Below are 12,542 nucleotides of genomic sequence, written 5' to 3' on the forward strand. Positions count from 1 at the left end.
CTTTCACCTCCTGGGCACGTTCTGCGAACCGCGCACGTTCGTCGGGTTGCCCTTCGGCAGGGCACAACGCGCCGCGGTGTTCAGCGGACGCGGCGACGTGTCAAGTCCGTCGCGATAGCCGGTCCCGTAACCGGTGACGCACGGCGGCGGGTCGAAGAACGTCAGTGAGAGGCCGACGTGCGCGCCGTCCGGCCCCATGATCGCGTGTCCGGCGGCGACCGCTTTCGGCGCGGTGACCAGCAGTTGCTCGATGCCGTCCTGCCGCGTTTCCAGGACGTCCGCGGTGGTCAGCAGGTTCGCCAGCAGGATGCCGAGGCTCGGACCTGTTTCCCGCAGCAGCGTGCTGACCTCGTTCGCGGCCGCCGGGACGGCCGGGATCAGGCGGCGCAGATCGCCGTCGGAGCTCTTCAACGTCGCGGCGAGCAGTTTCGCGTTCGCACCGAACGAGCGGATCGCGTCCGCCTGCGAGACCTGGGTGTCGAGCACGGTCTGCGCGTCGGCCACGAACCTCGTCAGCGGGCCGACGTGCGCGCTCGCCGCCTGCACGAACTCGATCCCCCTGCCCACGAGCTGGTCCAGCGCCGGGCCGGCGTCGGAAGTCGCGTTGTACAGCTCGTCAACCACGGTCCGCAGCGCGGGCTTCGGCACCGAGTTCGCGAAAGAGTCCACACTGGACAGGACGACGTCCACCGGCAGCGGGATCTTCGTATCCGCCTCGGCGATCACCGAACCGTCTCGCAGCATGGCTCCGTTGTCGCGGCGCGGCCGCAGGTCGACGTACTGCTCGCCGACGGCGGACCGGTTGGCGACGACGGCTTCGGTGTCAGCGGGCACCTCCGGGCCGCCCGGCTCGATTTCGAGGTCCACTTCCATCCCGGAGGCGGTCAGCCGCAGGTCTCCGACCCGGCCGATCGGCACGCCCCGGTAGGTGACCTCGGCGTTGCTGAAGATGCCGCCACCGGTCGCGAGCCGTACTTTGACGGTGTACCCACGATCGAGGACCAGTTTGTCCAGCCCCGCGTACGTCGCGCCGACATACGCGACGCCGAGGACCGCGATGGTCACGAAGACCACCAGCTGCGCGCGGACGAACTTGGTCAACATCAGCGGCCACCATTGTTCTTGAAGGTCAGGAACGTGTTCAGGTAGTCACCGCGGATGGCTTCGAGCGCGGCGTCGGGGAACGGGAAGGTGAAGATCATCTCCATCGCCTTCGGCAGTTTGTCCCCGGACTCGGCCAGCTTCCGCAGCAATGGTTCGAGCGCCTTGAGGTCGGCGACGAGGTCGTCCTTGCTGCGATTCACCGTCTCGACCGCGACCGAAGTGAGCCCGTCCAACGACTTCAGCATCCCGACCAGCGTCTGACGCTGCTGATTCAGGACCTCGATCCCGGGGGTGAGCCCGTTCAGCGTCGCCTTGATCTCTTCGGTGTTCGCGTTCAGCGTCGCCGCGAGCTTGTTGACGCTCTCGATGGCGCGGGTGATCTCCGCCTTGTGTTCGTCGAGCCCGCGGACGAACACGTCCAAATTGGACAGCAGGCTGCGTGCCGCGCTCTCCTTGCCGCCGAGCGCGGCGTTGAGTTCACGGGTGATGTTCTGCACCTGCGCAACCCCACCGCCGTTGAGCAGCAGGGAAAGCGCGCCGAAGACCTCTTCGATCTCCGGGGTCAGCGAAGAACTGGCCAGCGGGATCACCGCACCGTCGGCCAGCCGTCCGCTCGGCGTGCCCTCGGGCGGCGGCGCGAGCTCGACGAACTTCTCGCCGAGGATGCTCGCCTGCCGCAGCCGCGCGACGGCGTTGGCCGGCAGGTTCACGTCCCCGTTGATCAGCAGGCCGACCACCGCGCTGCGGCCGTCCGGCGCCAGATCGACGGTCCGCACCTGGCCGACCGGGACGTCGTTGACCTTCACCCCGGACTGGGGCACGAGGTCCAGCACGTTGGTGAAACTCGCCGTGACGTGGATCGGGCGCTGCCCCAGCGCGGCCCCGCCCGGAAGCGGGATGTCGTAGACGTCGACACCGTCGCTGCAGCCGGTGGCGGCCAGCACGAGGACGAGCACGGCGGCGATCCGGATCTTCATTTCGCCCCCGAGAATTCGGTGATGTTCCCTCGCCCGTCCAGCGTTCCCGCGCCCTGGTTGTACGCGCCGAGCACGTTCGCCAGCGCGTTCGGCGCGGCGTCGAGCGCCTCGCTCAGCGACGCCTTCTGCTGGGTGAGGAGTTTGGTGATCTCGGCGAGTTTGTCCACATCGGACTTGACCTTGCCCCGGTTGTCCTTGATGAAGCCCTGCACCACGCTGAGCGCCTCGGTGAGTTCGGCCATCGCGCCGGAGAACTGGTCCCGCTGATCGGCCAGGATCTTGCTGAGCGACGAGATCTGCTGGATCGCCTGTTTCACCTTGCCGTCGTTCGCGGCGAGCATCGCGGTGAACTTGCTGATGTTGTCGACCGAAGTGAACAGGTCGTTCTTGGAGTCGCTCGCCGTCCTGGCGAACTCGCCGAGGTTCTTGATCGCCTCGCCGAGCTTGCCGCCGTTGCCGTCGAGGTAGGTCGCGGCCTTGGTGAGGACGTCGCTGACGGCGCCGTCCCGGTTGGCGCCCTTTGGTCCCAGCGCGGTCATCAGCTGGTTGAGACTGCCCAGGAGTTCGTCGACCTCGACCGGGGTGACGGTGCGCTCGGGCGGGATCCGCGCGTCGCCGCCCAGCTCCGGTCCGCCGAGGTACACCGGAGTGAGCTGCACGTACCGGTCGGCGACCAGGCTCGGCGTGATCACGACGGCACCGACGTCCGCGGGCAGCTTGACTCCCGCCCGCACCGTCATGGTCACTTCGACGTTCGTGCCGCGCGGTTCGACCTTGGTGACCGAACCGATCGGGACGCCGAGCACCCGCACCTCGGTGTTCGGGTACACGCCGACGGTCGCGGTGAAGAACCCGGTCACGACGCGGTCGGCCTGCCGGGTGAGCAGCGGCCAGGCCGCCGTCACCAGCAGGCCCGCGACGACGGCGACCGCGAGCCGCCGCAGCCAGGCCCGCCGCCGGGCGTGGGCGCCGAGATCCGTCAGCGTGAAGTGGCGTCCCATCAGCGTCCTCCCTGCCTCGAAGGCATGCAGCTGCCCGGCGTGCCGCCGGTCGGGACGAGCCCGCAGATGTAGGTGTCGATCCACCGGCCGTTGCCGACCGCGTTGCCGAGCAGCCGATAGAAGGGACCGGCCAGCCGCAGGCTCTCGTTGAGCTTGTCCTGGTTGCGCAGCAGCACGGTGGCGACGCGGTCGAGCTGGTCGAGCGCGGGCCCGAGGGTCTTCTGGTTGTCCGCCACCAGCCCCTTGAGCTGGATCGACAGGTTCTTCACCCCGCTGAACAGCTTCGCGATCGCGTCCTTGCGCGCGTTCAGCTCCGTGAGCAGCGTGTTGCCGTCGCGGATCAGCGCCTCGATCTGCTGCGAGCGGTCACCGAGGGTCTTGGACACCTTGTTCGTGTTCGCGAACAGTTTCACCAGTTCCTGGTCTCGCGAGGCGAGCGTCTTGGACAGCGCGGTGATGCCGTCGAAAGCGGTCCGGACGTCCTGCGGGGTGGAAGCGCCGAGGGTTTCCGACAGGGTGCCGAATGCCTTCGCCAGCTGATCGGTGTCGATCGCGCCCACCGTGTTCGCGAGGTCGTTGAAGACCGTGGTGACGTCGTACGGGGAGCTCGTGCGCTGCACCGGGATCGGCTCGTCCGGGTCCAGTTCCGCGTTGCCGACCGGATCGAGGACGAGGTTCTTCTGCCCCAGCAAGGTTTTGATCTTGATCGCCGCGGTGGTGCGGTTGCCGACCCAGGTGTCCTTGACCCGGAACAGGACCTTGACCTTGGCGCCGTCCAACAGGACGTCGGAGACCTCGCCGACCTTCACCCCGGCGACCCGGACCTCGTCGTTGGGTTTGAGCCCGGCCGCTTCGGTGAATTCCGCCGCGTACGTGGTCCCGCCGCCGATCAGCGGGAGATCGTCGGAGAAGAACACCGCCGAACCCGCGATGGTCATCAGCAGGGCCGTGACGGCGCCGACGACGATGGGGTTGCGGCTGCGGAACGGTTTGATCCTCGGCGCTTTCATCGGCACCGTCCCTGGGTCGGCGGGATACCGACCGGCGGGCCGCCGGGTGCGGGCGGCGCGTCCGACTTCACCGAACACAGGTAGAAGTTGAACCAGGAACCGTACGAGACCATCGCGCCCATCCGGTCCAGCTTCTTGGGCAGGTTCGCCAAGAACTGCTCGAACACGGGGGTGTTGTCCGCGAGATTCTTCGACAGGTCGCCGAGGGTGTTGATGCTGTCCTTCAACGGCTTGCGGCCGTCCTGGAGCAGATCCGCGGTGGCCGTGGTGAGTTCGCCGAGCCCGCCGATCGCCTGCCCGATCGGTTTCGCGTCGCCGGCGAGCCCGGAGACCAGCTGCGCCGTGACGTCGACGAGCTTGTCGAACTGGTCGCCCTGCGAGTTGAGCGTGTCGAGCACCGTGTTGAGGTTCCCGATCACCTGGCCGATCACCTGGTCCTTGCCCGCCAAGGTGTTCGTGAGCGACGCGGTGTGCTCGATGAGGCTGTCGATGGTGCTCCCCTCGCCCTGCAGCACCTGGACGATCTCGAACGACAACTGGTTGACGTCGCTCGGCGAAAGCGCCTGGAACAGCGGTTTGAACCCGTTGAACAACGCCGTCAGATCGAGCGCGGGATGAGTCCGTTCCGGCGGGATCAGCGCGCCTTCGTCGAGCGCGGCAGGCCCATCCGGACCCGGGTCTATCGAGAGATACCGCTGGCCGACGAGGTTGCGGTACCGGATGGTGACCGTGGCCCCGGCCGTGAGACGGCGTTTGCTCTCGACCGAGAACCGCACGTCCGCCAGCCGCCGCTCGACCACCCCGACCGAATCGACCTGGCCGATGCGGACACCCGACATCCGGACCTCGTCGCCGGGGTTGACCGACGTCGCGTCGGTGAACCGCGCGGTGTAGCCGACCGTCGTGCCGACCCCCGAGTTGGCGATGGTGATGGCCAGGATCCCGGTCGCCACCGCGGTGATCACGAAGAAGATCAGGCCCTTGATCGCCGGGCCCGCGACACTCCTCATCGGACGGTCACCTCCGTACCGCGCAACGCCGGGCCCACGAGCACACTGCTCCAGTCCGGGACCTCGGCCGGCTTCATCCCGAGCGACGGCGCCAGGATCTCGGCGACCAGCCCCCGCTCCCCCTTCGAATTGGCCGGACCGAGGTCCCCATCGGCGGCGAACGCGACCGCCGCCGAAGACCCGCCGCCGCCATAACAGCGCGGCCCGCCCTTCTGGTCGAACCGCGGATCGTCCCGGCCCGGCACGTACTTGTCGCGTGGGTCGTGGACGGAAAGCGTCACGTGCAGCCCGGGTTCACCGGTGCCCTTGCCCAAGGCCTTCTCCATCACCGGCTTGAGCCGGTTGACCGCGTCGAACAGGCAGGGGAACTCGGGTGAGTACCGGGACAGCAGTTCCAGGGTCGGCCTGCTCTTCACACTGACACCGATGATGTTGTCCTTGTTCTGCACGAGGAATTTGTTCATGTCGCCGCTCGCGGTGGTGACGCTCGTGTACAGCTTGTCGAGGTCCGCGCGAGTGTCCACAATGGTCTTCGCGGTCGTCGAGAGATCCGAGAGGGCCTTGAGGATGTCCGGCGCCGCACCGGTGTACAGATCCGCCACGTCGGCGAGACCACTGATGTCGGCCTTGAACTGAGGCATGAGCGGGTTCACCTGGTTGAGAAGGTCGTTGAGCTGGACGATGCTGTCCCCCAAGGACTTCCCGCGGTTGTCGAGTGCGAGCGAGATCGCGCCCAGCGAACTGTTCAGCTTCTGCGGCTGCACCGCCCGCAGCAGGGGCAGCAGGTCGCCGAGTACGCGTTCCAGTTCGATCGCGTTGGCCGACCGGTCCTGCCCGATGACGTCGCCGTCCCGCAGCGATCCGCCGGCGGGCCGCTCCGGAAGCACGAGGTTGACGTAGCGCTCACCGAACACCGTCTTCGGCAGCAGCCGGGCGGAGACGTTGCGCGGCAGCTGATCGATCTTCGCCGGGTCGATCGCCAGATCGATCTCCGCGCCTTCCGCGGTACCCCGGACCGCCCTGACTTCGCCGAACGGGACACCCCGGACCTTGACCTCGGCGGGCGGGGCCAGCTGGTTGCCGACGCGATCGGCCTTGAGCGTGACCATTTCCGCCCGCTCGAAGTCCTTGTTGAAGATCGCGACGGCGAGCCAACCGAGTAGCACCAGGATGACGAGGAAGATCACCCCCGCCGCCTGTGTCCGTGCCCGCGCGCTCATCCGGAGACCTTCACCGTCGTCGTCGCGCCCCAGATAGCCAGGCTGAGAAAGAGATCGAGCACGCTGATCAGCACGATCGACGTCCGGACGGCGCGGCCGACCGCGACCCCGACACCGGCCGGGCCGCCGGCGGCGCGATACCCGTAGAAGCAGTGCGTGAGGATGACGCCGACGCTGAACACGAGCACCTTGCCGAACGACCACAACACGTCTTCGGGAGGCAAGAACAGGGAGAAGTAGTGGTCGTAGGTTCCGCCGGACTGTCCGAAGAAGACCACCGTCGTCACCCGCGAGCCCAGGTACGAGATCAGCAGGCCGATCACGTAGAGCGGGATGATCGCGATGAACCCGGCCACGATCCGGGTGGTGACCAGATAGGGCATGCTGCGCACGGCCATCACTTCGAGCGCGTCGATCTCTTCGGAGATCCGCATGGCGCCCAGTTGCGCGGTGAATCCGGCGCCGACGGTGGCGGACAACGCGAGCCCGGCCGAGAGCGGCGCGATCTCGCGGGTGTTGAAGTACGCGGTGAGGAAGCCGGTCATCGCGGAGATGTTGATCTGGTTCAGCGCGCTGAAACCCTGCAACCCCACCGTGATCCCGGTGAACACGCACAGACCGACCATCACCCCGACGGTGCCGCCGATGACCGCGAGCGCTCCGCTGCCGAAGGTCACTTCGGCGAGGAGGCGCACCACTTCGCGGAAATAGCGGGTGACGGCCATCGGGATCGCCGCGAGCGCGCGGATGTAGAACAGCAACTGGTCGCCCAGCTCGAAAAGACTGTTGCCGGGGCGTTTGAACGCCTCGCGGGCCCGTTCGGGGACGCTGGTCACGGGATCAGGTTCCCTTCGCGGGGACGAGCTGCAGGTACAGCGCGGTCAGGATCGTGTTGACGAAGAACAGGAGCAGGAACGTGATCACCACCGACTGGTTGACGACGTCGCCGACCCCCTTGGGGCCGCCTCTGGGATTCAGTCCCCGGTAGGCCGCGACGACACCGGCGAGGAAACCGAAGATGAACGCCTTGATCGAGCTGACGACAAGATCGGGCAGCTGCGCCAGCGCGTTGAAGCTCGCGAGGTACGCACCCGGGGTGCCGCCCTGCACGATGACGTTGAAGAAATAGCCGCCGAGCACGCCGACGACGCTGACCAAACCGTTCAGCAGCACCGAAACACCGATGGCCGCCTGCACGCGGGGCACGATCAGCCGGTGGATCGGCGAGACGCCGAGCACCTCCATCGCGTCGATCTCCTCGCGGATGGAGCGGGCGCCCAGGTCCGCGCAGATCGCCGACCCGCCCGCACCCGCGATGATCAGCGTGGTCACGATCGGGCTGGCCTGCTGCACCACCGCGAGAACGCTCGCGGCGCCGTTGAACTGCTGCGCGCCGATCTGGCTCGTGAGCGACCCCAGTTGCAGCGAGATGACCGCACCGAACGGAATCGACACGAGGATCGCGGGGGTGATCGACACACTCGCGATGAACCAGAACTGCTGGATGAACTCGCGAACCTGCACGGGACGGCGGAACATCGCGAGGACGACGTCGATCCCCATGGCGCACATACGGCCGAATTCGCGCAACCCCGCGGCGGCCTTCTCCGGCGCGCGGGCGAGCAGGGCGACTGGATTGGCCATCGTCAGGCTCCGCATCCGTCGACGGAAGCCGAGGAAAGCGCCTCCGGTCCCGGCATCGCCGGGCGCGGGAAGGCGCGCGGAACGCGCCCGGTCAGCACTGACATTCGGGCTTCCTCACTTCTACTTCTCCGGCCGAACGGCCAACTCTGGCTGCACGCTACTGGCGGAAGATCGGCGATACAAGTAATTCGACAATGGCGCGGCGATGAGGGGCCAAGGTTGTCACGACGGTAACTGTTTTGCGTTGTGTCTCGTGAGTGCTAATGACGGTTCTAACCGTCCTTTCCACTCACGAGACCGCAGGTGATCGCTTTTGTCACCCCCATCAGCCGCTGTGGTCGTGGAATTGTCACGCACGTCCTGAGTCCTCTTGCTTTCATTGCGGCCGCACCGAAATCCCCGCTACGTTCGGCGAATGGAGCAGGCTGCCATCGAGGTGACCGGCCTCGCCAAGCACTACGGTGAAGTGACGGCCCTCGCCGGCGTCAGTCTCCGGGTCGGCCGCGGCACCGTGCTCGCGGTGCTCGGCCACAACGGCGCGGGCAAGACGACGTTGATCGACATCCTCAGCACCCGCGTCAAGCCGACCGGCGGAAGCGCGAAGGTGTGCGGTTTCGACGTCGTGCGCGCCGGGCACCACGTCCGGCGGCGGATCGGGGTCACCGGCCAGTTCGCGGCGGTCGACGACGCGCTCTCCGGCCGCGGCAATCTCGAACTCGTCGCCAGGCTGCTGGGCGCGAACCGGCGCCAGGCCAGGGCCCGCGCGGCCGAACTGCTCGCCATGTTCGGCCTCGACGACGCGGCGGACCGCCCCGCGCGGACGTATTCCGGCGGGATGCGACGGCGGCTCGATCTGGCCGCCGGCCTGGTCGGCTCCCCCGACGTCCTCTTCCTCGACGAACCGACCACCGGGCTCGATCCGCTCAGCCGGGCCGGGCTCTGGGACGGCGTCGAACGGCTCGCCGCGCGCGGCACCACCGTCGTGCTCACCACGCAGTACCTCGAGGAGGCGGACAGACTGGCGGATCACGTCATCGTGCTGGGGCTGGGGCACGTCACGGTGTCCGGGCGGCCGTCGGAACTGAAGGCGCGGCTCGGGGAAAGGACCGCGACGCTGACCTTCGGCACCGATCTGGCCGCCCGCCGGGCGCTGGCCGCGCTGCACCGGCTCGGCATGGGCTGCACGACGTCGGCCTCCGGGCTCGTGGTCGGTGTCGCGCTGTCCGGGCCCGCCGACATCACCGTGCTGGTCCGCGCGCTCGACGCGGCGGGCGCGCCCATGAAGGACCTCACCGTCGCCGAGCCGACCCTCGACGACGTCTACCTTTCGCTGCACCGGAATCCGGCGGCCACGCCATGACCGAGGCACGGCACCGCGCACCGTCGCAGCCGGTGCTGACCGATCCGGCGACCTGGCCGCCGAGCACGTTCACCACCCAGGTCCGGGTGCTCGCGGTCCGCTCGCTGAAGACGGCGTTCGGCGACCGCAGGCTGGTGTTCTTCGGGCTGTTGCAACCGATCGTGCTGCTCCTGCTGTTCAGCCAGGTCTTCACCGGGGTCAGCACGCTGCCCGGAGTCGCGGCGTACGAGGGATACGTGAACTTCCTCGTCCCGGCGACGCTGGTGAACATCGCGATGACCACGGCGATGAGTTCGGGCGCCGGCCTGCTCGCGGAGATCTACAGCGGTTTCACCGGACGTCTCCGGTGCATGCCCATCAGCCTTTCCGCCGTCCTGGTGGCGCGCACCATTTCGGATTCCGCCCGGCTCGGCGTGCAACTGCTGGTGACCACGCTCGCCAGCGTGGTGCTGCTGGGTTTCCGGCCGACCGGCGGCGTTTTCGGGATCACCGCGGCGCTGCTGCTCACGCTCGTCGTCGGCTGGTGCCTGAGCTGGATCTTCGTCGCCATCACCACCTGGCTGCGCAAGGCCGAGACCCTGCAGATGGCGTCGTTCGTGGTGATGTTCCCGCTGATGTTCTCGTCCAGCGCGTACATGCCGCTGGAGACGATGCCGTCCTGGCTGCGGGTGGTCTCGGCGCTGAACCCGCTCACCTACGCGATCGACGCGACGCGGGCACTCGCGCTCGGACGGCCGTCGGGCTGGTCGATCCCGGTGTCGCTGGCGATCGCCGCCGTCGCCGCGGCCGCCGGTGGGTGGATCGCGGCCCGCACCTTCCGGACCCCGCGCGACGTCACTCCGATGACCTGAGCCGAACCCGTCACTCGCGTGATCAGGGGCGAAACTCACGTGATTGAGGGCGTAACTCGTGAGTTTCGCCTTCAATCACGCGAGTTACGCCTTCAATCACGCGAGTTACGCCTTCAATCACGCGAGATACGGGTAGCCGTCAGTGCGGCAGGGACTCGAGGTGGTCCGCGGCGGCCACGACTCCCCCGGCCGCCGCGAACGAGGCCCGCACCCGCGCGGCCGCCGCGGCGTAGGCGGGATCGGTCAGCACTTCGGTGACCGTGCGGCGGATGTCGGGCGCCTTCGCGCGGTCGAACCGCAGCCGCAGCCCGGCGCCTGCCGCCTCGACCTGCTGCGCCAGCATCGACTGGTCGTCCCGGATCGGCGCGATCACCAGTGGCAGCCCGGAAGCCAGGGTCTCGCTGACGGTGTTGTGCCCGCTGTGGCAGATCACCGCCGCCGCTTTCCGGACCACTTCCGCCTGCGGGATCCGCTTGACGATCAGCACTTCGTCGCTGAGCAGTTCGCCGGTCGGGTCGACGATGAGGCCTTGGACGTCCGGCATCCCGGCGAGGGCGTCGGCGCATTCGGACAGGAAGCGGCGGCCGAGGGCGGCGTTGGCGGTGCCGAGGGTGGCGATGACGAGCGGGCGGCCGTCGAGCCGGTCCCACGAGAAACCCACCGGCGGCGCGGGAGCCAGCGCGGGACCGACGAACCGGACCGCGCCGACGTCGGCGATCGGGCCCGTCAGGGACACGGTGGTGAACGCGAGGATGAGGTCCGGCGAGAACCGCAGGTCCCCGCACGACACCTTGTGCCGGGCGCGCAGGCCCTCCTGCAATGCGTCGACCCAGGCGGCGATCTTCGGCATCGCGCCCAGCGGATCGCCGAGTTCGGTGGACGTCGACGCCGACGTCACCCACGGCAGGCAGCGGCGGCTCGCCACGAGGGCGCCCGCGAAGGCTTGCTGGTCGGCGAGCACGACATCGGGCCGGAAGGCCTCCACCGCCTTCTCGACACCCGGGACCATCGCGTCCGCCAGCGGAACCAGGTACTGCTCCCACAGGTACTTCAGCGCCGCGAACCCGCGCAGGCCCTCGGGACGTCGCTCGACGGCGAACTCCAGCGCGTCCCCCGCCGCGTACACCCGGCCCGCCCTGGTCAGTTCGGACGTCGTGGGTTCCGGACCGCACCAGGCGACGTCGTGACCGCGGCCCACCAGCTCGGCGGCCACCGCGCGCAACGGCGCCACATGTCCGGTGAGCGGCGGGACGACCAGCAGGAACCGGCTCATCCGCGTGGCCTCCCGTGCCGGTCGATCCAGTTCAGCAGGAGCTCCCGGACCTCGCGGTGCTGCTCGACGAGCACCGAATGCCCTTGGCCCTCGAACACGTGCAGCTCGCCCCGGGGCAGCAACGAGGTCAGCGCGGTGAGATCGTCGGCCTGGTAGCCGTGACTGCCCAAAATGGACAGTACGGGGCAGCCGATCCCCGCGACCTGGTCCAGCGTCAGCAAGGGACCGAGCGGGACCTCTTCGGCCATCGACGTCGACATGATCCGCTCGGCGGCCATTCTCGCCAGCCGCCGGTGATGCGCGCTGTAGTTGGCCTCGATCCAGTCGAAGCTCTCCTCGACCTTCAAGAACCGCACGGTGTGTTCGAGGATCTGCGACATCTTGTCCGCCCACAGTTCGGTGGCCGGCTCCGACTCGATGCACACGATGCTGCGCACCCGCTCCGGTTTCGCGACGGCGTAGCTGTAGGCGAGGGTGCCGCCGAAACTGTTGCCGACCAGGTGCACGGGCCGGTCGAGGTCGAGCTGGTCGAGCAGGTCGTCGAGATCGGCGACGAAATCCGCGATCGTGTACCCGCGTTCGGGGCGTTCGGTCTTGCCGTGCCCGCGCAGGTCGTAGCTGACCACGTCCACCCCGGCGGCGGCGACCGGCGGGGCCAGCGTGAGGTAGAAGCTCGCGAGGCTGTCGGTGCCCATCCCGTGCAGGAACACCACGGTCTCCGTGCCCCCGCCGGGGACGAGCTGCACGTTGGTGCGCAGCCCGTTGACGGTCATGGTCGGCACCGGCTCAGCCCCGTTCGGCGAGGCGGGCGGCCACGTAGTCGGCGATGTCGCCGACCCGCAGCTCGATCACGTCGTCGAGATCCTTCTCCGCCAGGAACTCCGCGAGGTTGACGTCCGCGCCGAAGAACTCGGCGAGGATGCTCGCGAAGGTCACCAGATCGATGCTCTCCAGCTGGAGATCCTCGTGGAAGGTGGTCTGCGGGGTGATCTCGATGCCGAGGACGTCGGTGTCCCCGACCAGTTCCTTCAGCAACTCGGCCACGGTGCCGAAGACCGACGCCGGACTCTGCTGTTCGATGGTCATTGCTCT

At 68.2% G+C, this 12,542-nt stretch carries 13 protein-coding genes; 2 read left to right on the plus strand and 11 right to left on the minus strand.

Annotated elements, in window-relative coordinates:
* Nucleotides 1–3 precede the first annotated feature (3 nt).
* The 8 genes from ED92_RS18105 to ED92_RS18140 are packed head-to-tail and all read right to left on the minus strand — an operon-like array spanning nucleotide 4 to nucleotide 7,966.
* Nucleotides 4–1,104, minus strand: coding sequence for an MCE family protein (locus ED92_RS18105; protein WP_037339474.1), 1,101 nt, complete (start codon nucleotides 1,102–1,104; stop codon nucleotides 4–6).
* Nucleotides 1,104–2,081: an MCE family protein gene (locus tag ED92_RS18110; RefSeq protein WP_037339477.1), complete on the minus strand. Its 978-nt coding sequence runs from the start codon at nucleotides 2,079–2,081 to the stop codon at nucleotides 1,104–1,106. The genes ED92_RS18105 and ED92_RS18110 overlap by 1 nt, the downstream gene beginning before the upstream one ends.
* On the minus strand, nucleotides 2,078–3,082 hold the full coding sequence (locus ED92_RS18115) for an MCE family protein (RefSeq protein WP_037339479.1): 1,005 nt from the start codon (nucleotides 3,080–3,082) through the stop codon (nucleotides 2,078–2,080). The genes ED92_RS18110 and ED92_RS18115 overlap by 4 nt, the downstream gene beginning before the upstream one ends.
* Nucleotides 3,082–4,092: an MCE family protein gene (locus ED92_RS18120; protein ID WP_037340324.1), complete on the minus strand. Its 1,011-nt coding sequence runs from the start codon at nucleotides 4,090–4,092 to the stop codon at nucleotides 3,082–3,084. Before ED92_RS18120 ends, ED92_RS18115 begins: the two co-directional genes overlap by 1 nt.
* A complete protein-coding gene (locus tag ED92_RS18125; protein ID WP_037339482.1) occupies nucleotides 4,089–5,102 on the minus strand; it encodes an MCE family protein in 1,014 nt (337 codons plus the stop codon). Before ED92_RS18125 ends, ED92_RS18120 begins: the two co-directional genes overlap by 4 nt.
* On the minus strand, nucleotides 5,099–6,322 hold the full coding sequence (locus tag ED92_RS18130; RefSeq protein WP_037339484.1) for an MCE family protein: 1,224 nt from the start codon (nucleotides 6,320–6,322) through the stop codon (nucleotides 5,099–5,101). Before ED92_RS18130 ends, ED92_RS18125 begins: the two co-directional genes overlap by 4 nt.
* The gene (locus ED92_RS18135; protein ID WP_007033208.1) at nucleotides 6,319–7,158 is read right to left on the minus strand and encodes an ABC transporter permease; all 840 of its coding nucleotides are present in this window, start codon (nucleotides 7,156–7,158) and stop codon (nucleotides 6,319–6,321) included. The genes ED92_RS18130 and ED92_RS18135 overlap by 4 nt, the downstream gene beginning before the upstream one ends.
* A gap of 4 nt (nucleotides 7,159–7,162) precedes the next feature.
* The gene (locus tag ED92_RS18140) at nucleotides 7,163–7,966 is read right to left on the minus strand and encodes an ABC transporter permease (protein WP_037340326.1); all 804 of its coding nucleotides are present in this window, start codon (nucleotides 7,964–7,966) and stop codon (nucleotides 7,163–7,165) included.
* Between the two features lie 415 nt (nucleotides 7,967–8,381).
* Between ED92_RS18140 and ED92_RS18145 the strand changes: the two genes are divergently transcribed.
* Together ED92_RS18145 and ED92_RS18150 are read left to right on the plus strand one after the other, a co-directional pair.
* On the plus strand, nucleotides 8,382–9,326 hold the full coding sequence (locus tag ED92_RS18145; RefSeq protein WP_037339486.1) for an ATP-binding cassette domain-containing protein: 945 nt from the start codon (nucleotides 8,382–8,384) through the stop codon (nucleotides 9,324–9,326).
* Nucleotides 9,323–10,177 carry an ABC transporter permease gene (locus tag ED92_RS18150; RefSeq protein ID WP_037339489.1) on the plus strand — a complete coding sequence of 285 codons (855 nt, stop codon included), beginning with the start codon at nucleotides 9,323–9,325 and terminating at the stop codon, nucleotides 10,175–10,177. The genes ED92_RS18145 and ED92_RS18150 overlap by 4 nt, the downstream gene beginning before the upstream one ends.
* Nucleotides 10,178–10,316: 139 nt before the next feature.
* Here the strand turns inward: ED92_RS18150 and ED92_RS18155 are convergent, their stop codons facing one another.
* From ED92_RS18155 to ED92_RS18165, 3 genes are read right to left on the minus strand one after another with little or no spacing between them, the layout of a single operon-like run.
* The gene (locus ED92_RS18155) at nucleotides 10,317–11,450 is read right to left on the minus strand and encodes a glycosyltransferase (RefSeq protein ID WP_037339492.1); all 1,134 of its coding nucleotides are present in this window, start codon (nucleotides 11,448–11,450) and stop codon (nucleotides 10,317–10,319) included.
* Entirely contained in the window at nucleotides 11,447–12,232 is a 786-nt protein-coding gene (locus tag ED92_RS18160) for an alpha/beta fold hydrolase (RefSeq protein ID WP_037339496.1), read from the minus strand. Before ED92_RS18160 ends, ED92_RS18155 begins: the two co-directional genes overlap by 4 nt.
* A gap of 4 nt (nucleotides 12,233–12,236) precedes the next feature.
* The gene (locus tag ED92_RS18165; protein ID WP_016335182.1) at nucleotides 12,237–12,536 is read right to left on the minus strand and encodes a phosphopantetheine-binding protein; all 300 of its coding nucleotides are present in this window, start codon (nucleotides 12,534–12,536) and stop codon (nucleotides 12,237–12,239) included.
* Nucleotides 12,537–12,542 lie beyond the last annotated feature (6 nt).

The organism is Amycolatopsis sp. MJM2582 (assembly GCF_000754115.1).
Lineage (GTDB): Bacteria > Actinomycetota > Actinomycetes > Mycobacteriales > Pseudonocardiaceae > Amycolatopsis > Amycolatopsis japonica.

What these genes read in the sequence shown, in the direction of transcription:
- ED92_RS18125 (WP_037339482.1), bottom strand. Translation starts at nt 5,102, where the DNA reads ATGAGGAGTGTCGCGGGCCCGGCGATCAAGGGCCTGATCTTCTTCGTG.
- ED92_RS18140 (WP_037340326.1), bottom strand. Translation starts at nt 7,966, where the DNA reads ATGGCCAATCCAGTCGCCCTGCTCGCCCGCGCGCCGGAGAAGGCCGCC.
- ED92_RS18145 (WP_037339486.1), top strand. Translation starts at nt 8,382, where the DNA reads ATGGAGCAGGCTGCCATCGAGGTGACCGGCCTCGCCAAGCACTACGGT.
- ED92_RS18165 (WP_016335182.1), bottom strand. Translation starts at nt 12,536, where the DNA reads ATGACCATCGAACAGCAGAGTCCGGCGTCGGTCTTCGGCACCGTGGCC.
- ED92_RS18150 (WP_037339489.1), top strand. Translation starts at nt 9,323, where the DNA reads ATGACCGAGGCACGGCACCGCGCACCGTCGCAGCCGGTGCTGACCGAT.
- ED92_RS18120 (WP_037340324.1), bottom strand. Translation starts at nt 4,092, where the DNA reads ATGAAAGCGCCGAGGATCAAACCGTTCCGCAGCCGCAACCCCATCGTC.
- ED92_RS18110 (WP_037339477.1), bottom strand. Translation starts at nt 2,081, where the DNA reads ATGAAGATCCGGATCGCCGCCGTGCTCGTCCTCGTGCTGGCCGCCACC.
- ED92_RS18155 (WP_037339492.1), bottom strand. Translation starts at nt 11,450, where the DNA reads ATGAGCCGGTTCCTGCTGGTCGTCCCGCCGCTCACCGGACATGTGGCG.
- ED92_RS18115 (WP_037339479.1), bottom strand. Translation starts at nt 3,082, where the DNA reads ATGGGACGCCACTTCACGCTGACGGATCTCGGCGCCCACGCCCGGCGG.
- ED92_RS18130 (WP_037339484.1), bottom strand. Translation starts at nt 6,322, where the DNA reads ATGAGCGCGCGGGCACGGACACAGGCGGCGGGGGTGATCTTCCTCGTC.
- ED92_RS18105 (WP_037339474.1), bottom strand. Translation starts at nt 1,104, where the DNA reads ATGTTGACCAAGTTCGTCCGCGCGCAGCTGGTGGTCTTCGTGACCATC.